The following is a 20,308-nucleotide window of genomic DNA, read 5'->3' as shown; positions in this document are numbered from 1 at the left end:
GTATTTTTATTTTATATTTGACATGAAAAATTAATTTCATTTCTATGGCAACTATTAAATATTTACTCCAAAGTGAAAGAGAGAATTCAAATATTTATATTAGATATTCAATAAAGAAGGGTTTAGTTCTAAAACGTAAAACAGGATTGGTTATTAATCCAAGTAATTGGAGTAAGGATAAAGGGCTACCAATTCAAAAAGACCAAGAATTAAAGTCGTTAAAGTTGAAATTAGATAAGCTTTCGATATTTGTAAATGATGCCTACAATAATGCAATAGATAAAGGAATAGAATTTACAGGTGATTGGCTACAACATCAAATAGACCTTTTTAATAATAAAGTTGTAGTTGTTGACCTAGATATTTTAACCAATTCTATCGAGTTTTATATAGATACTAGTGATAAACTAACTAGAGGGTCTATTAAAAACATAGAGAATTTGAAAAAATTTATCATTAATTATGAGCAGGATTGTTTAAGAGGTAAAAAGATTCTTATTAGGGAAATTGATTTGAATTTTATTGATGTTTTTAAAAAATATCATAAAGGGAAAGGGCATTCTATCAATTATATTGGAACTTATATATCAATATTACGAGCGGTAATTAATAAGGCTTCACTAAATGGAATACCTACTCATCCACAATTTAAACAAATTAAGTCAATTAAAGAGGTTAAAGAGCCTGATGAGATTATCATTTTAACACCCGAGGAGCAAGAATTAATAAAAAATGCAGAATTAGTGCGTGAAGCGCATATTAACGCAAGAAAATGGCTGTTATTAGGTTGTTTGATTGGACAGAGAGCAAGTGATTTACTTAATATTACAGAGAATAATATTAAAACAATAAAGAACTTGAAGGTTATTGAGTTGAAACAGAAGAAAACAGGTAAACAGGTTGTTATTGCATTACATCCTAAGGCTTTAAAAATAATAGAAGACGGATTGCCGTATAAAATAACCTTGGAACATTTTAATAGTTATAGTAAAGAAGTTTGCAAAGAAGCTAAAATTAATAAGCTGGTCAAGGGAAAAATGCGAATTGATGATAAACGCACTTTGACAGTTGGAACTTATGAGAAATGGCAAGTGATAAGTTCTCATGTGTGTAGACGGTCTTTTGCGACTAATTTTTATGGAGATATTCCAACTTCGATTTTAATGAATACAACAGGTCATACTACTGAGGAAATGTTTTTAAAATATATTGGTAAAACCCAATATGACCATGCTTTTCAAATGCACGAATATTTTAGTAAATTGGCAGAGTTAGAAAAATAATAAAGATAAAATGGTTAGTTCAGAATTAAAAGAGTTTTTCGATAATGTTTATTTTATGTCTTCTTTTGAAAGAAAAAAAAAGATATACGAATTAACTAATGACTTGGATAGCTATCTAATTGAAGCATTAAGAGATGAAGCGTCGACTTTTTATCGTGATAAAATGGTTGATAAACTGGTTGAGTATTCAGATAGCAATGGCGGGTTTAGTAAAGAAATGCTTGATGAAAATGTACAGAAAAATCGACTTTTAGTTGATGAAGGGGTAAAAATTAAAGACGATGATGAGCGTACTGGCTATATTCCAATTGACGGAAAAAAAGGAAGTTTGGTTAATTTTTTCAATTCTAACTTTTTTAATGTTGATTATGAGGTTTTTAGAGATGTTATAGAAGAGTCGTCTGAGTTTTTGTATGAACTAGATGAGTTAGTAAAAAGGAGCCATAAGCTTTCCAAAAATCCTGAGCTTTCTAGAGATAGTAATGAAGAGGGGTTAATAGAATTTAGTGATACAACATTTAATAGTAGGATTGTTTTTTTAGAAAAACTTGGTGTTATCCAATTTCTAAGAAAACAACAACCATTCAGTACTTCTGTGAATAGTATGGCGACAATTCTAAGTGCTATTATTGGGGCAAAAGCAACAACAGTTCAATCAATGATAAATCCCATGTTAAGTGCTGATGTGGATGGCAAAAATAATCCAATGAATTCAACTAAAGCAGTGAAAGTGGTGGATATTCAGCTTGCAAAAATTGGTTATAAATCTTAATAATTTTGCTATTTATAGTTTACTTATTTTTTTATAAGAAGATAACTTTCGATAATAATTTTCTTCCCATGTATTGGCAACTAAATATTTATTTTTTAAGTACTGAGAAAGTGAATAATCTATTTGTATTGCATTTTCGGTAATTATCTCAATACTGCTTAATAGTGAATTAAATCGAACATATTGAGCTTTACTGCCATTATGAGCAATTTCTCCTCTAATTTTAATAAAATCATTTATTTTTGTTATAGATGTCTCGTGCCACATAGTTGTAAAATCCTCAATACCCAAAAATCTTTTATAGAGCTTTTTTAAATTTTCAGAGTTTGGCGTATTTAAGGAATTTGTTTCATTCACTGCATATCCTTTCCATAGGTTTTTCCAACCATTGTCAGCAAGCTCTATGGGATAGATTATGTTTTTATTTTCTCTAACTTTTGTGCCAATATACTCTTTAATGTAAGAAGGTAATGCTTTTGCTTCAATATCGGTTGTTAATACCTTATCGACACATTCTAGTAAAATATTTTCGCAATATCTTTCCCAGGCAGCACAAAGCATTACGATTGAACTTCGAGTTAAAAAACCAAGTTTTTTTCGTCCAGATTTCCCTTTGCTGTAATCGTAATGCGTGTTACGAAGCTGTTCGACATCTTGTAATAATTCTAAAAAGTCAAAGTAGGATTTAGAAGGCATTTACAAATAGATTTAAAGTTAGATTATTTACTTGCCTGATATTGAATTAGTGGATGTTGTCTATATCTATAATGTTTTCTTTTTCAAACCAATCTGTAGCTTTTTGAATCACTTTCGCATCTGGATTATGAAAATATACGGCTAAATTTTCTTTAGCTCTTGTACAGCAAACATAAAATATCTTTTGAGTTCGTTCTAATACACTTTGGGTTGCTGTGCCTAGGAACATCTTTTCAAAATTATAATTATTCCAACCTCCATTATCAAGAATAACTAATACATTATCAAATTCTGTTCCTTTGGTTTTATGTTGTGTAGAAAATGGAGTTTGTCCTTCTAAATATTCATATAGTTTTTGAAATTCACTAAATTTTACATCTTTTACACGATTATATAAGTATTCATTTTTCTCTTTAAAAATGATTAATTTATCATCTATTAAGCAAATGCCCTTTTCGTGAGCATCAAAGATTACTTCCTCAATTGTTTTCTCTCCAACATTTATGAGATTGTCAATATTTTCTTTTAATTGTCTTTTATTGGCAATGCTTTTTATGTGTATTCTAAAATCTGTAATTCTTAAAAAGTCATTGTACTGTTTATTAGTATAAAGAGAAATGCTATTTTGAATTTTGAATAAATGTTTAATTAGATTATCTCTTTTTGAACCTTTTTTGTTTTCGTCGTCTTTATCTTGTTTTTTATCGTCTATTAAAGAATCCTTATTCAGATAAATTTTCCTAACTTCAGAAAATAGCTTGTCCTTTAATTGATTATATAATTGTAATTGTGTTGGGTCGGCTAATAAAATATTTTTCTTTAGTTCTCTTTGTCTATTCTTTAACTGAAATTTATCAATAACCTTATCAAAAGTGTCATCTTCTAATATTTCAATTGCTGGTTTATTATTTTTCTTATTGTCTTTAATTTTATTCAGTATATCCGTTTTTAGTCCAATAATAGGGTCGCTATCATAAATATCCATTAATGTTCTAAATCCAGCTTTCTCTGCTATTAAATTGTGAGTTAAATTGAGTTCTTTTGTTTGTTTAGAATTCTGGAAATTCCAATTGTGATTTTCTTGAAGGAATTTCTCTATTTTTCCTATATCTCCATCTGTAGAATATAAAAACAGCACTTTGCCTTGTTTTACTACACCATTAACCATGTTGGGAGCATTTGGGTCTTTAGAAGGCTCTTGTTTAATGCCATCTGTCCTAAGTTTATTTGCTAGAGTTATAATACTTTTAGGATTTCTTCTATTTTGCTTTTTGGGAATTTCTTTTACTTTATTAGCATCATTTCCTTTATATTCGTCCAAATTACCTATTCCATCCTCATAAATTGATTGCATTGCATCTCCGAAGAAACCAATAATATTCTTTTTATTGCTTTTTTTGAAATGGATTAAAAATGTTTCAATGATAGTTTTATTTGTATCTTGATACTCATCAATAAAAATGAACTTATATTTATCTTTGACAATACTACTAAGTTTAGGATAATTATCGAACAGATAGTTTGCAACTAGAAGTAATTCATCGTGAGATATTATTCCATCACTCAACCTAACATATTCTTTATACTGTATGCCATCTTCTAAGTTGTTATAATAATTCTCGGGAATTAGATTTGTGTCATCAATTGAAATTTTACTAACGTCTTCATTATTAGCTAGTGAAATAATAGCTTTTTTAAGCTCTTTTTGAAAGTGTTTTATGTTGTCCCAAAGGAAATCGTGGATTGTAGATACATTGAGATTTTTATGATTTACTCTCTCTTCAATCTCTTTTACAGCCGCATTCGTATAGGTCATACAAGCAACTTTAGAAGTTGGATTTTCTAAAATTGCTTGACGTATAACACTTACTAATGAAAAAGTCTTACCGCTTCCAGCTCCGCCACTCAAGAGAAAGTTTCTTCCTTTGTCAATAGATTGAAAAATTTCTTGCACTTCAGGTTCTAAGGTTAATCTTTCTTCAGCCATAATAACCCATTTTTAATGTATTCAGGAATATTCCAGTTACTTAATTTTTCATCACTGTGATATAAAATGTCTAAAGCAAAATGAGTTTTTTTCTTTATACAAGTAGTTGCCAATAAGTAAGCATCGTTTGACTCATCATCAAATAATTTTCTTTTTTGCAATCCACGAAACGACTCTTTTTTTGTATTTAAAAATTTTTTATTAATGTGTATGAAAGCGTCTTCAAAACTTCTTGCATGGTATTCATTTTCTTTCTGCTGAAAACATATGCAGACTGTTGAGCTTCCAATTTGAATAGTTCTTTCTTCGGGTGTTAATGTTTTCAATTTATCCCAAGTAAAGGCTTTTAAAAAATGATTAATTGCTGAATTACTTGTTTTTATACCTTCTACAACAGGACATGCTCCCCAAGTATCATTTCCCTTTTCGTCTTGTCCTACGATTTTAAGAGAATCAATATCTGTAATTATTAAAGACTTTATGCTTAAGAATTCAATGAATTTTTCAAAAATTTGAGAATATGCACCAACTTCAATTATCGATATATTTTGAGATAATAAAGAAAGAAATGTATCTTCTTTATTTTCTTTTTTTAAACGTGCTGTTTCTTCTAAATCAACCTTTCGCATGAAAGTTGGGATTAATATTCTTTCAGTGTCCCCTTCAATAAGAACAGCCTTGTCAGCAAAGAAAATTTCAGCCCGACTAATGGTTAAATATTGTTTTAAAAACTGATATTGAGTTGGGTCGGTACTGTATTGTTTTTTTAAATCGCTTAGATTTTTTGCTATTACATTGTTTTTTTCATTCGCTTTCAAATATTTAATATCATCAAAATCACTATCTGCTACAATATGAGATGAATGCGTCGTTATTATGTATTGTAAAGGTCTGTGTATTCCATCTTCTCTAATAATACCTTGTTCAAGTAGTTTTTTTATGTTTTTAATAAAGACATACTGCATTTGAGGGTGCGTATGTGCTTCGGGTTCTTCAATAACTAAAAGATTAATATCTGCTGGTTTTTTGTCTTTATCTCTTTTGAAGTCCTGAACAAGAATTTCAATTTCAAAAATCATGCTTATTAAGTTCATGTAACCTAAGCCATTATAATGCTCTGGTAACTTATGGTCGTCATGTGTGTAAACAACTGTTGTATTGCCTTCAAGTAGTTCTCGATGTTGTAATGTTGATATTATTGCAATGTCGGTATCATTAAGTTTAATCCCCCCAAAATCTTGGACTTTTTTTATGACATCTTTAAAAAGGTCTTTATAGATGTTACTTAATGTATTGTCTGTTTCTGAGAGTTGGTCTTTAAAGTTTTCAGTTGCTTGTGTCTTGTCATTACTGTCTTCTTGTTTTTTATATAAACTTGAAGTTTGTCGTGAGAGTGTGTTTTCTTTTTCTTTATTGGTAACATCTCTTCTTGCGCTTATGTATTTGAAGCTAATTATGTCTTTTATACTTATGCCTTCATTATCAAGATTTATGAAGCTTTTTTCGTTGACTTTATTTGTTGTTGTGTTATATTCAAAAGACATTTTATATATATGGAAATAATTATCCATTTCTTTATTTAAAAAGTCTTTTAGCTCTCGTGGTTTGTATGTTTTCTTTTTTCTCTTTTTTTCTTTTTCAAGTGCTGAAAAAATAGAAAAATCAGTTCTTATTTTTAAGAAGTCATTAAAGTTTAACAGGTATTCAAATCCTAAAACTATTTTATTGTTATCTGGGTCTAAATCCATTAAAACTCTGCTTACATTTGATAAATCATCTGTTTCATTGTATTCAATATAAAGTTTTAGTTTGATGCCTATATTTGAAAACTCTTTTGGATTTTTTTTTGATAAAATCAATTTTTCCAATTGGCTCTTAAAATCGATATTTAAATCATTGTATGAGAATTTGTTTTTTTCATTAAGAAATTTATCTAAGACTGTGAGAATTGAAGTTTTGCCTGAATTGTTTTTTCCAATAACAAGTGAAAGTTCATCCTCTAAATCCATCGAAAAATTCTTTAACAGTCTAAAATTCTCTATTTCTAATTTAAATATTTTCATTTTTTTATTTTTAAAAGATGAAAGCTTGATATTTTGGTATTTTTGTTGCTTAGGAAAGTGGTTTAATACTTTTTAGGAATTGAAAATTTTCAAAAAAATAAATGGCAGAATTAATAATGCCCATTTTTAATTAGATTTTCAGCTTCTTCTAACAAATTGTCATAATGTAATATTGTGATTCCATTACGTCTAAATTTACGTTTTTGGCGATTACTTTTTTCATTGAAGTCACTCCTTCTGCCTGCTATTACTAAAAATTCTATTCTTGTACTGTCATATTCATAAAATTCTTTTGGAAGTTCCTTATTTAAGATATTTGATTTTTCAATTGCTTTTCTCAATCCATTAAAATTGTTTTCTAGCCAATCTCTCCAATCTTCAATTTGATTTAGCCCTTTTCTTAGAGCATTTCCAAAACTTCCGTCGGCTAAGGTTATGTTGCCTGACGGGTTTTCCAGTTCAATAAATAAGAAATGATAACCTTGAGAATTTTTGCCGATTAATAAAAAGTCTGCTTGAAAATTTGGAGGCAATTCAATTTCTGGAAAAATGTATCTATCGTGGTGCCCATATATTGTATAATTTAGCAAAATCGAGCCAATTATAAAATAAGCCCTTTCATTTCGAATAAAATTAAGGATATCTCTTTCTGAAATATCTGAATTTAAAAGGGCAGTGAGCTTCTGTATTGTAGCAATATTTGAAATTTTATTTTTGTTTAATTCTACTGTATTGAGGTGGTTTTTTGGGAAGAGTGAATTATAGTTTATAACAAATGGATAATTATTATAAATTTCCATCCTCTCACTCATTATTTTAAAATCTCGTATTAAAAATTTTGGCTCATTCTCTTCTCTGATTTTTTCAATTGCTATTTTCTCGTCATCAGAGAGGTCTAGGTAATTTTTTTCAAATAAGCTCATATAATATTTATTACAAAAATTTCACAAAATATTTTAATACCTGATATGTAACTTATTTCAATTATTTTAAACAGAGTAACTCAGTTTAATTTTAAATAAGTTCTAAATCAAGTTTAGAGTTTTAGTAAAAATAAATATTTTTATTGAATAGCCTTACAAATTCATGTAAATATCATCAAGCTCTTCTTGTCTAATTCCTAAGTATCTTTTTGTTATCGCTGGAGATGAATGATTGAATAACTCACTTAAGTATAGTAATGCTTTATCCGTTTCATTGTTATTGCTCCATACTTGACGACCAAATGTTTTTCTTAATGAATGACTACTAACGGCAATGTTTTTAGTTCCAAATATTTCTTTTAGCTTTCTGTTTATGTATTGAACAGTTATTATTGTTGACTGGTTTGAAGTGAAAATGTAACCAGTTCTTACATGTGTCCTTATTTTAAGAAGCTCATAGGCATTCTTTATATTGTCGTTTAACCGAATAACGCGTTTCTTATTAGTTTTAGATTCTACTAACGAAATTGAATCATTTTCTAAATCTTCAAATTTCAATTTCAGAATGTCAGAAATTCTCAATCCAGCATTTATGCCAAAAACTATTAAAAAACCTAATTTATAGTTTTTTTCAGTTTTGATGATTTTCATTGCTTTGTTCAATGTCGAATCAAAATTTAGATAATCGCTAGTAGTGATTGAATTTTTAACGCTCATAACTATAATTTTTTATTACTGTAAAGATAATTATAAAAGTTTCAAAAACAATTTATTTTAATCAAAAGTGAAACTTTTATACGTCCTAATTTTTTAAAAACTTTGCGAGCTCTTTGTTTATGGGGCTTTAGTCAAAATAAAAAAGTTTCACTATTGTTAGAAGTGAAACTTTTGTATGATATGGAAATTTGAATTATGAATGCGACTTTGATACAAGTAATTGAGAAAGCTCAGAAAGTTCTTCAGATGTGAAGTTAGTTCCTTTATAACTGATAGGAAATTTTAATTTTTCCGTTTTAAGAATTTTTTTTAATTGAGCTAGGGTTAATATTACTCTCATGAAAGTAATGTTTTAGTAGTGCTTATAAAATCCCAATCTTCACCATTTAACCCCTCTTTTGACATATAAAATAATCCAGCCTTATAACGGTCGTAGATGCCAAAATCAATTCGGTCGTAGTTAAAGTACTCCTGAATATCTAAAATTATTTCTTCATGAAGCTTTTTATCTTCGATATAAATGGCAAAATGATTGTGATAACCTGTACGATTGTTAAATGGCTCGGTTGTAAAGAAGATTCGTAAATCAGTTGCATTACCGTATTTTTTTATCAAATAATCGTAGACTCCATGCATTTGCTTAAAACAGCTGTTCTTTTTACGGTCAAGCTTATATGCAATAGTAAAAAAGAAACTCCATTCCATCTGCCAAAAGGTATATTGCAGACTGTTTTTATCTTCTAAACAATCAATTAGATTTCGCATAGACTGATTTTCTTGTCTTAGTATTTTGTTTTCATCAAACATTATTTCGCTATCAAAATAACGTGCATGTTCTATGGGGAATAATCTTTTTCCCTTCTTCAAAATAGTATCAGAAAACAACTCTTCATTTTTTTGATAGAATCGATATATTTTGCTTTTACTAGCTTTTATAGTGTTTTTAAATTCTATTATATTTTCAAATCTCATTATTAACTTATTAATTCTTTTTATTATTGTTAAAATACAAGAACTCCATACAAGGGGTTTATTCAAGCATTTAATAATAAATACGAAGCATAAACTAAAAAGTGTAGCTTATTGAGACTTTTTCTTGAAAAATATTTTTTACATGTGATAAATTACTGTGTCAAAGTGATACAATAAGCTCTGAAATGGATGAAATTTTCCCAAAAATTTGTTTACAGTATGATTGTAATGGTTGAATTGGATTTTATTTTTGGTAATAAAAGAGCAGTAACAAGATTTTAAATTTACTGAAATGACTGATAAATAGGGGGAGCAAGGCGAAAGGGAGGGCTTGAATGTAAATAGTCTCATTTTGACGATACGTGTCCTAGTTTAACAATTTATTTAATTAGATGGTCGCTTAAACAGGTGCTTCAGGTACAAAAATGAAAAACCATCCCTTATAGGATGGTTAGTGGCAGTATTTGATAGTTAAATTATCGGCATGTTGGGCAGGAACTTCTACGGGCTTCACTACAACATTTTCTAGAGCAATAAATACCTATTGAAGTAGTTGAATTTGTACTATAACAGTCAGACATTTTTCCTAAATGAGTATAATGCTCACCGCTGAAAGATTTCCCACACCATGAACAGCTTTTACTTGAAGAATATGAGCCACTACTTGATGTGCCGTAATTTGAATATTCTTCAATAGGTTTAGATATTTTCTCAAAATACGCTATTTTTTGATTTATACCTTTTAGTATTTCATCGTTATTTGATGGGAAACCTCTTTTATTGGATTCGGAAGTATAAGTTATTACATCTTTTTTTAGTTTAGTATAATCAGTAATTAATTTATCATACTCCCAATCCATTTTTACTGTGTCTTCTCTGGCTATAAGTTTTTCATACTCGACACTGCATGCTTTTCTTTTGGCTTGTAAATCTGGAGGTAGATTGTTACAACTGATAGATGAGATAGAAACTATCAGGATTAAGAGAAATCTAAAAATTATCTTGTAACCTAATGGCTGATTTCTTTTTTCTAAAAATGTTTTTCTCATTTGTGATTTTGTTTTTGTTGTTAGTGTTATTTCTTATCGCATGACAAATATATAAATTATAGCACAAGTGCTATAATTATTTTGGTATTTATATCTTCATTTTGATAAAGTGAAAAAAGATGATAATAAATCGAGAAAATTAATCTTTGACGAAGAAGGTTTACGGTTGTTTGCGAAGCGACTAAAAGAAGTACGTGCTGAAAAAAAGATATCACAGGAAGAACTCGCTTTACGTTCCGAACTAACGTTGTCACAAATTGCAAGAATTGAAACAGTCAGGATAAATCCTACAATAAGTACTGTCTTTAAAATCGCTAGAACATTAGATGTCCCACTTAGTGAATTATTTAATTTTGAATTAGAACCAACTTCGAATAAATAAATCATACTATTAAAAACAATATTATATGTATGTAGCCACTTGAAAAGAGTGGCTTTTTTTTTTTTTTTTTTAAAAAATAACTGATTATTAGTTGTTTATTTTTTATTCAATCTTCAATTCCACGAATTAGGGAAACCCTAGAAAAAACCTAATCTTCATTTGCATCATAATCTTAAATATGATAATAATGAATAATCAAATTTTATTAAACGGTATCACAATTGAACAACTTGCAGAGGCATTAAAAGAACTAATGTTTAAATCAAGTCAAGATAAATTACAAACATCAGAGGTTTTTTTAACTAGAGATGAGGTTTGCGAACTTCTGTCATTTAATAAGACCAGTTTGTGGAAGCATACTAAAAGCGGTAAATTAAAAAGCTACGGAATAGGAAATCGTGTTTATTATAAGCGTAATGAAGTTTTAGAAGCTGTCAAACCTATTAATTCATAATTATGGAAGGCATAGATTATAGAGTTGAGGTTTTAGGAAGGGTAGATTTAGATAGTAACGATGTGATTTCAAAAGAAAGGAATGAAAAAATAGGCTTATTTACCGTTAAAAGAGCGTCTAAGTGGATTGAAGAAGCCAAGATGCGACCTATACCAAAAATGCTTTTTGGTGAATTTTGGTTTGAAGGGGAATTATGTATTTTGTTTGCAGATACTAATTTGGGTAAATCTATTTTGGCAGTCCAGATTGGAAATAGTATAAGTAAAAGTAAAGCAATACCTCCTTTCAATTTAGATGCACCAAAGCAGACTATTTTGTATTTTGATTTCGAACTGTCAACAAAGCAATTCGAGAACAGATACTCTAAAGAATATAGCGAACATTATGATTTTGATAATAATTTTATAAGAATAGAAATAGATAGTGATATTGAAATTCCAGATGGTCAGGACTTTGAAGGTTTTCTTTGCGATTCCTTAGAAAATTCAATTACTTCAACTAATGCAAAAATAATTATTATAGATAATATAACTTTTCTTAGAAATGGGAATGAATCAGCTAAGGATGCCTTGCCGTTAATGAAACAATTGAAGGCATTAAAAAGTAAATATGGGCTATCAATCTTAGTCCTTGGACATACTCCAAAAAGAGATTTGTCAAAACCGTTAACTATTAATGATATCGCAGGAAGTAAAATGCTAGGTAATTTTTGTGATAGTGCATTTGCAATTGGACAAAGTTCGTTTGAGTCTGGTTTGAGATATTTGAAACAATTAAAACAGCGAAATACGGAGCAAATTTATGATTCTGAAAATGTGTGTGTTTGCCAAATTTCAAAGCATGAAAATTTTCTGGAATTTGAGTTTTTGGATTATTCTGATGAGAGAAATCATCTAAAAGAATTTAAGAAATCGGATAGAGAAGAACTTATTGGAGAAGTTAAAGCATTAAGCGCTATTGGTAAAACACAGAGAGAAATTAGAGATGTGTTAGGTATTTCATTAGGAGCGGTGAATAAATATCTAAATATTTAAAACTCGCTGTGTTCATAATGTTCACGGTTTTTATAATGAACATCGTGAACAGAAAACAAGGATTAATGCTTACTTTATTAAGTTAAAATTGAGATTTAGACTCTTATACGCATTGTATAAGAGTCTTTTTTGATAATATAATAAGTTATAATTTTTATGGGTAAAATGTTTCTATATTAGCGTAATTTAAAAATAGTCTCAAGATGTTAAAAAAATGTTTTTACTATCCGATTATTATAATAAGATTGAATTACCTTAAGGCTTAAATTAGCAAACTATGAGAGAAATCAACAATTTTGAGAGAGAAATATTGAGAAGAATAATATATTATCATAACAATGGTATTGTATCCAATGTGGCTTCTATTATTGACTACAGACTTGCTAACAAGGACATATTTCTTGATTATAAAAATGATTTAGCAGAAATACGAGCTGATATGCAATTTTATAATCAAGGGACTTTGGAAGATGAAGTGCGGATTCTTACATTGGAAATCGTTACTGTCGTTAATTTATTGAAAGACCTACAAAATTCCAGCTATGTTAGCCTTTTTTTGGAGGCACCGCTTCCAATACAAATAAGATATGGACAATTAGTAATAGGTCATGCATTTGTTTCAGCAACAATCCATGACCCAAATATAAAATCTTTGCTTTTGGATTATTCGCTTAAATCTATTCTAGTGGGACAGCCTTTGGTTGATTTTGTAGATAATGACTACAAAACAAATGAACAAGTTCAGGCAGATAGAGAAAGAGCGCAAGTAATTTCTGATAGTAAAATAAATAAACGCAATTTGTATATCGCAGTTGGTGCTTTGGTTATTTCTACAATACTTAGCTTTTGGGAAATTCATATCGGAATCCAAGAAGTAAAGTATGGAAAAATGCAGGTAGAACAGGAACAAAATGTTAAGCTTAATGATTCACAACAGAAATCATTAGAGGATAGGCTTGATAGTACGAAACATTTACAGCAACAAACAATGAAAGTTTTAGAAAGTGTAAAAGAGAGTCAAATTAAAATTCAAAATAAACTGAAAATTTCTAAAGGAAGTTCCACTAATTAATTTAGATGTTTGATTTAAGCATGTTATTGGTAATTAAATTATTTGAGTTTGTTAAATTATACTTAGTCATAAATTGTAAATTTGTATTTTTGAAATTCATCCTAACGACTCTATAGGAAAATAGAGTCGGGGGTAATTTTTTAGATAAAAAAATATATTAAATAGAATATGATAGTACAAAATGATTTAATTGGGACTTGGTATAATGAATACTATAAGTTGGTTATTGAGAATAATGATATTTCGTTGGCAACAAATATTGATACAGAGCATAAACAATTTTACACTAAAGTAATTTATTCTGAAAAAACAACTTGGATTGAAAGCGAAAAAACAATAGAATTATCAAAAAATATAACGCTTGTTAAAAGCGAAAATGTTGCTAATGTAATTTTGATTTCAATTCAGACTGATAGAATGGAAATCATACGATTAATTAGACTCACCTAAAAGGTTATACTCTAAACATTTCTGAAATGTTTTAAAAATACTTATTTTATTGACTAATGGTTGACTAAAAGTGTATTATTTCCCAATAAACAATAGGTAAAACAGTATAGAAGGAATATGTAGAATATAAAATTAAAAATTTAAAACGCACTTGATTATTTAATCAAGTGCGTTTTTGTTGTTGATTGTTTTTTAAAGCATTTATTTATATCATAAAAAAATAAAAATCATTCATATGAATAAACAACAATTGAAGTTTGTTATGTAAGTATTATGAAATATGGCTTGAAGACTAAATTTCTAAAAAATTATATAGAAACTCAAATAAGTTTTTCTTCTTTTTGTTGTCTTTATACTCACATGTTATATCCTCTTCAATTTTTTTCAATCTATTTAGGTCGTTTACATCGAAAAACTGAACAGTTGTATCTGTAATGTTTCGTTTTAATTTTTGTTTCTCTTCTGCAGTCATATTTTTTAACGAATTTGGCGAAACTAATACTCTATAAATTGCATTCTCTTCATTTGATGATATCATCTCGATAGCATTAAATTTTTCTAGATTAATCTTTTTTTGAGCCATTTTCTATTGTATTTTGAATTGATTTCTCTCATTTATGATATCAAATATTCCATCTGCAACTCCTTCTAAAATTGCAATTTCATATTTGCTACCAAATGCATTCGTTTTTACTGAATCAATACATATAAACCCTAAACAAATATGATTTCCATCAATAATTGGAGTTATAGGATATACAAGTTCACTATTATAAGGCAACACTTCTTTTTCATAACACTGTTTACTAGTATTTTCGTAATTTTCCGTTTTGTTTACGTTATTGTTTTTATAACATTTTTTTTTAGATTTAATTGATACTTTATTAAGACAATAACTAAAAGCTGTATTTCCTAATAATGAGTGCTCAATTTTCGAATACTGCTCAGTATCTCTTGGTCGATGATCTATATCTCTAACTAAATTAGATAATAAAGTTTGAGGTTTTATTGAATCATCCGCAATTGGAACTTTAATAGATACAGAACATTCGGCTTTTACTAGATTTGTAAAAATTATTTTTAAATTATTACACAATAATAACATGCTTTTTACAAATTCCTCATCATCATGACCAGGAGTTTTTCTATAATTATGCATAGCGGCGAAACATTCATTTAATAAAATGATAGCATCTCCATAATTTGAATTTTTATATTGTTCATGAAAGTATTTCAAACTTTCTTTAAAAAAAATAAGAACAAACCTTAAAAGAAATAAAATAATAATAATAATGGCTCCCCAAATAATAGATTCTTGAAGATCTAATTTAAATAGATTTTTACCTATTAGAAAAGTCGCTCCAAATGCACCAATACTTCCAAAAAACCACTTCCAAATATTCCATTTAAAAGCGGCTAAAAAACTATTCCAAAGAATTTTTCCAATTTCGTAATAATTAAATGTCATGTAAATTTGAATTATGACCCAAACTTACTTAATTCATTTGTTATATTATAAAGATAGCTTATTGTTTGTTAACAAAAATCTTGTTAATAAGATAAATTAAAGTTAATTATTCCTCCTTTAATTGTGGGAGCGTCTCGCTCGTGGACGCAAAGTAATGCACGAGCGAGACGCTAGCGCCAGCAAAACAACAAAATTCCATAAAGTTTGTCATTTCGACCGAAGGGAGAAATCACACTCGAAACTCGACAAAGCAAGTCACAAATCTTTGCGGAATTACTTGTGTGATTTCTCCTTTCGTCGAAATGACAAGAGTGTGTGTTAATTGGGTTGAAATATAACTATTCAACAACCTCCCCAACAAACCCCAAAAACTCCATTTCATCCATAGGAAACAAATGCAGAATCGTTTCTAAAATAAGACTCACATTAATAGTTGCACTTTTATCTTTTTTAGAAAAATTATGCATATCATTATCAAGTGCCAGAATGCATAATTTGAGTAAATCGGTAATGAGGCAGCCGAGTTCTAAATAATTGACCACTTTAAATTGTGCGGTATAAGAATTGGCTTCATTGGTTGGTTTTAGCGTTGTAAAATACTGAGCGGTTAATTTTTGCAGTTTTTGTAGCTTTTCTGTTTGGTTCGTTTCCATAAGGCGTATATTTTTAAATAGTTTACAATTTGACTTTTATAAAAATATTATAAGAAAAATTGTACTTTTGTTTGATTCGGCGAAGGAAGAAATAGATTTTTCTGTACCAAATCATTTTTTGTCGTATCGCACGGCGTAAAATCTGTTTTTTACATTTTACCGATTTTGACACTTTATTATTATCTTTGAATTATGAGCACACTAACAAAACCAAATCATATAGGGCGAAAAATAAGCCGTATTCGTGAACTTCGTGATATGAAACAGGAAGCTTTGGCACAAGCTTTAGGAACAAATCAGCAGGCGATTTCGGCTATGGAAAATAGCGAAACTATTGATGACGAAAAACTAGTTGAGGTTGCAAAAGCACTTGGTGTAACAGTTGAAGCAATTAAGAATTTTTCGGACGAAGCGGCAATTAATTATTTCAATACTTTTAATGAAAGTCCCAATAATTATTTCGGACTTAATAATTGCACTTTCAATCCGTTAGATAAATTAATGGAAACGGTAGAAGAAAATAAAAAGCTTTACGAACGTTTGCTTCAGTCAGAAAAAGACAAAATAGAATATTTAGAAAAATTGCTAAAAGAGAAATAGTAATTGAATAGAAATAAAAAGCATCTGCCACGGCGGGTGCTTTTCTCATTTTAAAACTTTCCAATTATTGAAAATAGTCTTAGAAAATAAAGGAATTAAGACAGATACTTATTATATACCGCCTTTTACTTTGTATGAAGGTGAAATAATCGTTTTGTATTTGTACAACGGAAAACATTTATACGATGCAGAGATTTTTCTCAGGGATATTTTTTGTGGTAAAATCAAGCATGAAAACGTGACCTTGTATAGAAAAATGACCTTTGTTGAGTATTTTAAAAGATCTTCCTTCAGGGATACTTTTTTCCCTTTAACAGTAAAAAGATACCTTAAGAAAAATGCAAATCTTAAGAGTCCATTATGTCAAAAAATATTTGAAGATAAATGGAAATGGATAACGCCCGAAACAAGATTAGAGAAAATTCCAGGCACGCCTAAAAAGCTGTTAACTCTATATGCGGCTCTTTCAAAAAAGAAAGATATTGTATTTGATCTTGGAGCATTGGATGATGAAGGTTATGAGTATTCCTTTAAAGCAATAGAAGGAATTGTGAAACAAGATAATGGTTCGGCAATTTTATTGCATTGTTTTGATAATATGGAAGAATATGCATCTAATATTATTACCCTTGAATGGAACGCTGGTTATCCTCCGGAGGGAAATGAGTTTCAATTCAATTTTTAAACAGAAAGGTAGCTCTTTGTTTCAGCAAAAATGATAAAATTGCATACAGTTTTGTCATTTCGACCGAAGGGAGAAATCGCACTAGAAGCTCGATATTATAAATTGCTAATCTTTACGGAATTAGTTGTGTGATTTCTCCCTTCGGTCGAAATGACAAGATTGTGATTTAAATAAAAAAAACCTCTCATAATCTGAGAGGTTTTTTTTTATAATAAATTCTATTGAATTAACTTTTCGCTATCGCTTTTGGTTTGCGTTTTAATTTTTCCATTATGGCATCAGCTTTTTCGTTTTCGCAAATGAAACGTAGAGATTCTGCATAACGGTAATAATAAATTGGATCTAAATCTAAGGTTAGAGCAAATAGTTCGCCATACCATTCGGCGGCTTTGTCTAGTTTATATTTGGAGTAAGATGAATTTCCTAGTTTCTGAAACAAGTCTACAGATTTATAGCCTTTTGCAGCGACTTTTTCGTAGATTTTTATGGCATCGACATAAGCATATTTGTCGCTGACTTTTTCTGTTATATAAACTTCATTTTGAGCAGAAGCCTCAAATGAAAGCACAATTAAGAACACTAAGGTGAGAAGTTTCTTTTGCATGAGTATTTGTTTGGGGCGTGGTATTATCGTGTTTTTAATTGTTTTTGAAAATAATTTGACAGCCAAAAAGCTGCTGTAATCAATCATAGAACGTCATTTTTGGTTTCTTATTTTGTTGAGTGCCATAAAAATGGCTGATTTTCTGCATTTTAATGTAAAATTTATGATTTAACTTTATATCAGTAAAGAAATCAAAATGACAATACAGGAATATTTCAGTAAAATAGAAGCTTTGCAGGACAATAAAATTGCATTTTCTGCTAATGCTGATTTGGAGCTTTACATCCAAAAAATACAGCAGAATTGCACAGAATCGTCTTTTATGCTTCATTCTTTATTCCAAAAATCTATTATAAATAATACTATAATTACGAAGTTTTCAGATCATTTAAAATTATTGTTTTTAGATGAACAAGAATCGGGAAACGTTTGTTTTGTGAATAGCGATGAAATAAGACCAGAATACAGACAAAGCTTCAAATTAATTGATTTATTGGATTATATCTATGCTTTTGGACATTCGTCATTTTACCAGAAATCTCAAAAAATAATCATAACCAATGAAGCTGAAGTTTTTTGGAAACTCGTTAAAATTGGTTCTACTCTCAGAAAAGAAATAAAATAAAAAAAGCAGCTCCTGGTACGAGCTGCTTTTTCAATTTTTTAGGGCAAAAAAATTAACGACGGAAAGATGGACTCTGATTAGCAGATTGGTCTAACTTTACAGTCTTAACCTTTTTAGCAGCAACTTTAATTTCGTGTTTCGCAACTTTGTCATTTGCTTTCACTTCAAGAACATAAGTTCCTGCAGGAAAACTTTCTAAACTAATTGTTTTTGAAACTTCTAACTTGTCAGCTGCAGATTCTCCCGCATAAAGTAAGTTGTGATTCTCATCATAGATAGAGAAAGATGCATTTTCTACAGTATCCAAAGTAAAACTAACTACTTTTCCGTTTCCTGTTTTGATGTTTAAAATATAATCACCTTTTCCTTCAATGGCATAGGTAAACACAGTCGCTAAAAAAAAGGCAGCAACTAAACCAGCTTTGGTAAATTTTGTCATGTTTTTTTTAAATTGTTAATTACTAAATGTGGAACGCGTAAAACTACAAATACAAATTTAATTTTTAGCAACAAATTGGCATTTTTTAACGCTTAACTTGCTGAATTGAAACTATTTCTGCATTTTGTTTGAACTATGTACGTAATTACTGGGCTCGCGGTTTTAAAAATTTTGATATTTTTTTAAGTGTTTTAAAGTCACTTATTTTATTAATCAGAATACTTTTCTTAATTCAGGCTGAAATTCATTTTTCATCAATTTTAGAAATGAAAAAAACAGCTCTATAAGCAAAAATGCTATATTAATTTAACCGCAAAGTGCGTTAAGATTTTCGCAAAGCACGCTAAGTTTCTTTCCAGTAATTTTATAAAATAAAAAAGTTCACAAAGCTATATGGATAAAATTTTGTGAATTTTGAGCTTGCGAAATCTTAAACAAAAATCTTTGCGAACTTTGCGGTAAAAAAAATATAAGTATAAAGCAAAAAAAAACAGCTCTGTAACCAACCAAGAGCTGTTTCTTAAACAATAAAAATGTTATTTTTAATTTTTTCTAACCTTATTTTATACCTTTTTGGAGTATAAAAATTAGCGTGCAGCAACGCTCGAATTTTTAGCGAAACCAGCTTTGTAAGCATAAGAAACTGCATTTCTTGATAAAGAAGCAGTATCACCAATTGTGATCTCGTATTTCGCTTTTTTTACGCTGTCTTCAACTTCTAAGAAGTAAGTTCCTTCTGGAAATTCTTCTAGACTAAAAGTTCTTAAAATTCCTTCTTTACCTGAAGCAGTTTCAGAGTAAATAAGTGTTCCGTCCTTGTCATAAATTGCTAAGTTGGCTTTCTGTACTTTGTTAAGTGCGAAAGTAATCAGTTTTCCATTAGCTTTCATTACGTGAAGAGTAAACTCCGACGTTCCATCAATTGCGTAAGTGCTAATTCCTGTGAAAAGCAACGCAGCTACTAAACTCATTTTTGCAATCTTTTTCATGGTACTTAGTTTTTAAATTATTAGTTCTAATTCTCTGATGCTAAATTACTTATGTAATACATGAAAAAGCGCAACTGTATTTTCCGATTTCTATGCTATATTCTCATTTACGAAACCGTTATAGGTTAAAATGTGAATTATTTTTATTGTTTTAGTTAATTCGTTAATTATTTTTTAATGTTTTGCTTGATTTTAAGTTTACAATGGGTTAAGGATTTATTTACAAAAAGCAGTGAGTTTTTTAACCGCAAAGTGCGCTAAGATTTACGCAAAGCACGCTAAGAATTATTATGCAAGAGGTTTATAAAAACGCAAAGTTCGCAAAGCTTTGTGAAAAAAACTTTGCGAACTTTGCGTAATTCTTTGCGTCTTTGCGGTAAAAAAAACTTAA

At 29.1% G+C, this 20,308-nt stretch carries 24 protein-coding genes; 10 read left to right on the top strand and 14 right to left on the bottom strand.

Features of this window, described 5'->3' with window-relative positions; genetic code table 11:
• The first annotated feature begins 44 nt into the window (after nucleotides 1-44).
• Nucleotides 45-1,283 (top strand): tyrosine-type recombinase/integrase, encoded by a 1,239-nt coding sequence (locus DM444_RS01305; RefSeq protein ID WP_111283267.1) that lies wholly within the window; start codon nucleotides 45-47, stop codon nucleotides 1,281-1,283.
• Nucleotides 1,284-1,293: 10 nt separating this feature from the next.
• Nucleotides 1,294-2,055 carry a hypothetical protein gene (locus tag DM444_RS01300; protein ID WP_111283265.1) on the top strand — a complete coding sequence of 254 codons (762 nt, stop codon included), beginning with the start codon at nucleotides 1,294-1,296 and terminating at the stop codon, nucleotides 2,053-2,055.
• A 12-nt stretch (nucleotides 2,056-2,067) separates the two neighbouring features.
• Here the strand turns inward: DM444_RS01300 and DM444_RS01295 are convergent, their stop codons facing one another.
• The 8 genes from DM444_RS01295 to DM444_RS01265 all read right to left on the bottom strand — a co-directional run bounded on the left by DM444_RS01295 (nucleotide 2,068) and on the right by DM444_RS01265 (nucleotide 10,462).
• Complete coding sequence (locus DM444_RS01295; protein WP_111283263.1) at nucleotides 2,068-2,751, bottom strand: HEPN domain-containing protein; 684 nt, start codon at nucleotides 2,749-2,751, stop codon at nucleotides 2,068-2,070.
• A gap of 46 nt (nucleotides 2,752-2,797) precedes the next feature.
• A complete protein-coding gene (locus DM444_RS01290) occupies nucleotides 2,798-4,738 on the bottom strand; it encodes a UvrD-helicase domain-containing protein (protein WP_111283261.1) in 1,941 nt (646 codons plus the stop codon).
• Nucleotides 4,720-6,801: an ATP-dependent endonuclease gene (locus DM444_RS01285; protein WP_111283259.1), complete on the bottom strand. Its 2,082-nt coding sequence runs from the start codon at nucleotides 6,799-6,801 to the stop codon at nucleotides 4,720-4,722. The genes DM444_RS01290 and DM444_RS01285 overlap by 19 nt, the downstream gene beginning before the upstream one ends.
• Nucleotides 6,802-6,911: 110 nt before the next feature.
• Nucleotides 6,912-7,724: a Shedu anti-phage system protein SduA domain-containing protein gene (locus DM444_RS01280; protein WP_111283257.1), complete on the bottom strand. Its 813-nt coding sequence runs from the start codon at nucleotides 7,722-7,724 to the stop codon at nucleotides 6,912-6,914.
• Nucleotides 7,725-7,877: 153 nt separating this feature from the next.
• Nucleotides 7,878-8,441 carry a tyrosine-type recombinase/integrase gene (locus DM444_RS01275; RefSeq protein ID WP_111283255.1) on the bottom strand — a complete coding sequence of 188 codons (564 nt, stop codon included), beginning with the start codon at nucleotides 8,439-8,441 and terminating at the stop codon, nucleotides 7,878-7,880.
• A gap of 193 nt (nucleotides 8,442-8,634) precedes the next feature.
• The gene (locus tag DM444_RS23560; RefSeq protein ID WP_162614895.1) at nucleotides 8,635-8,781 is read right to left on the bottom strand and encodes a hypothetical protein; all 147 of its coding nucleotides are present in this window, start codon (nucleotides 8,779-8,781) and stop codon (nucleotides 8,635-8,637) included.
• Nucleotides 8,778-9,413 carry a hypothetical protein gene (locus DM444_RS01270; RefSeq protein WP_111283253.1) on the bottom strand — a complete coding sequence of 212 codons (636 nt, stop codon included), beginning with the start codon at nucleotides 9,411-9,413 and terminating at the stop codon, nucleotides 8,778-8,780. The genes DM444_RS23560 and DM444_RS01270 overlap by 4 nt, the downstream gene beginning before the upstream one ends.
• Before the next feature lie 476 nt (nucleotides 9,414-9,889).
• Complete coding sequence (locus DM444_RS01265; protein WP_111283251.1) at nucleotides 9,890-10,462, bottom strand: hypothetical protein; 573 nt, start codon at nucleotides 10,460-10,462, stop codon at nucleotides 9,890-9,892.
• A gap of 109 nt (nucleotides 10,463-10,571) precedes the next feature.
• On the opposite strand from DM444_RS01265, the gene DM444_RS01260 reads away from it, so the two are divergent.
• The 5 genes from DM444_RS01260 (at nucleotide 10,572) to DM444_RS01240 (ending at nucleotide 13,854) form a co-directional block, all read left to right on the top strand.
• Nucleotides 10,572-10,844: a helix-turn-helix transcriptional regulator gene (locus tag DM444_RS01260; protein ID WP_111283250.1), complete on the top strand. Its 273-nt coding sequence runs from the start codon at nucleotides 10,572-10,574 to the stop codon at nucleotides 10,842-10,844.
• A gap of 187 nt (nucleotides 10,845-11,031) precedes the next feature.
• Nucleotides 11,032-11,298, top strand: coding sequence for a helix-turn-helix domain-containing protein (locus DM444_RS01255; RefSeq protein ID WP_111283248.1), 267 nt, complete (start codon nucleotides 11,032-11,034; stop codon nucleotides 11,296-11,298).
• Nucleotides 11,299-11,300: 2 nt separating this feature from the next.
• Nucleotides 11,301-12,332: an AAA family ATPase gene (locus DM444_RS01250; RefSeq protein ID WP_111283246.1), complete on the top strand. Its 1,032-nt coding sequence runs from the start codon at nucleotides 11,301-11,303 to the stop codon at nucleotides 12,330-12,332.
• Between the two features lie 277 nt (nucleotides 12,333-12,609).
• Nucleotides 12,610-13,404 carry a hypothetical protein gene (locus DM444_RS01245; RefSeq protein ID WP_111283244.1) on the top strand — a complete coding sequence of 265 codons (795 nt, stop codon included), beginning with the start codon at nucleotides 12,610-12,612 and terminating at the stop codon, nucleotides 13,402-13,404.
• Between the two features lie 168 nt (nucleotides 13,405-13,572).
• Nucleotides 13,573-13,854 carry a hypothetical protein gene (locus tag DM444_RS01240; RefSeq protein ID WP_111283242.1) on the top strand — a complete coding sequence of 94 codons (282 nt, stop codon included), beginning with the start codon at nucleotides 13,573-13,575 and terminating at the stop codon, nucleotides 13,852-13,854.
• 292 nt (nucleotides 13,855-14,146) lie between these two features.
• Here the strand turns inward: DM444_RS01240 and DM444_RS01235 are convergent, their stop codons facing one another.
• From DM444_RS01235 to DM444_RS01225, 3 genes are all read right to left on the bottom strand, one after another.
• Entirely contained in the window at nucleotides 14,147-14,437 is a 291-nt protein-coding gene (locus DM444_RS01235; RefSeq protein ID WP_111283240.1) for a hypothetical protein, read from the bottom strand.
• 3 nt (nucleotides 14,438-14,440) lie between these two features.
• Entirely contained in the window at nucleotides 14,441-15,322 is an 882-nt protein-coding gene (locus DM444_RS01230) for a hypothetical protein (protein ID WP_111283238.1), read from the bottom strand.
• 338 nt (nucleotides 15,323-15,660) lie between these two features.
• The gene (locus DM444_RS01225) at nucleotides 15,661-15,975 is read right to left on the bottom strand and encodes a hypothetical protein (protein WP_111283236.1); all 315 of its coding nucleotides are present in this window, start codon (nucleotides 15,973-15,975) and stop codon (nucleotides 15,661-15,663) included.
• A 192-nt stretch (nucleotides 15,976-16,167) separates the two neighbouring features.
• Between DM444_RS01225 and DM444_RS01220 the strand changes: the two genes are divergently transcribed.
• Both DM444_RS01220 and DM444_RS01215 read left to right on the top strand, forming a co-directional pair.
• Complete coding sequence (locus tag DM444_RS01220) at nucleotides 16,168-16,575, top strand: helix-turn-helix domain-containing protein (RefSeq protein WP_095953131.1); 408 nt, start codon at nucleotides 16,168-16,170, stop codon at nucleotides 16,573-16,575.
• Nucleotides 16,576-16,642: 67 nt separating this feature from the next.
• Nucleotides 16,643-17,260, top strand: a complete 618-nt coding sequence (locus tag DM444_RS01215; RefSeq protein ID WP_111283234.1) for a hypothetical protein — start codon at nucleotides 16,643-16,645, stop codon at nucleotides 17,258-17,260.
• Between the two features lie 226 nt (nucleotides 17,261-17,486).
• Here the strand turns inward: DM444_RS01215 and DM444_RS01210 are convergent, their stop codons facing one another.
• Complete coding sequence (locus DM444_RS01210; RefSeq protein ID WP_111283232.1) at nucleotides 17,487-17,864, bottom strand: flagellar motor protein MotB; 378 nt, start codon at nucleotides 17,862-17,864, stop codon at nucleotides 17,487-17,489.
• Nucleotides 17,865-18,060: 196 nt separating this feature from the next.
• Here DM444_RS01210 and DM444_RS01205 point away from each other — a divergent pair, with 196 nt between their 5' ends.
• Nucleotides 18,061-18,489 (top strand): hypothetical protein, encoded by a 429-nt coding sequence (locus DM444_RS01205; RefSeq protein ID WP_111283230.1) that lies wholly within the window; start codon nucleotides 18,061-18,063, stop codon nucleotides 18,487-18,489.
• Between the two features lie 52 nt (nucleotides 18,490-18,541).
• Here DM444_RS01205 and DM444_RS01200 read toward each other — a convergent pair whose 3' ends face one another.
• Together DM444_RS01200 and DM444_RS01195 are read right to left on the bottom strand one after the other, a co-directional pair.
• Entirely contained in the window at nucleotides 18,542-18,928 is a 387-nt protein-coding gene (locus DM444_RS01200) for a secretion protein (RefSeq protein WP_111283228.1), read from the bottom strand.
• A 587-nt stretch (nucleotides 18,929-19,515) separates the two neighbouring features.
• A complete protein-coding gene (locus DM444_RS01195; RefSeq protein ID WP_111283226.1) occupies nucleotides 19,516-19,917 on the bottom strand; it encodes a secretion protein in 402 nt (133 codons plus the stop codon).
• Between the last annotated feature and the right edge of the window lie 391 nt (nucleotides 19,918-20,308).

Origin of the sequence: Flavobacterium ginsenosidimutans (assembly GCF_003254625.1) — a bacterium.
GTDB lineage: Bacteria > Bacteroidota > Bacteroidia > Flavobacteriales > Flavobacteriaceae > Flavobacterium > Flavobacterium ginsenosidimutans.
The sequence above is the reverse complement of the archived record's forward strand: the minus strand, read 5'-3'. Positions and strand labels throughout refer to the sequence as shown.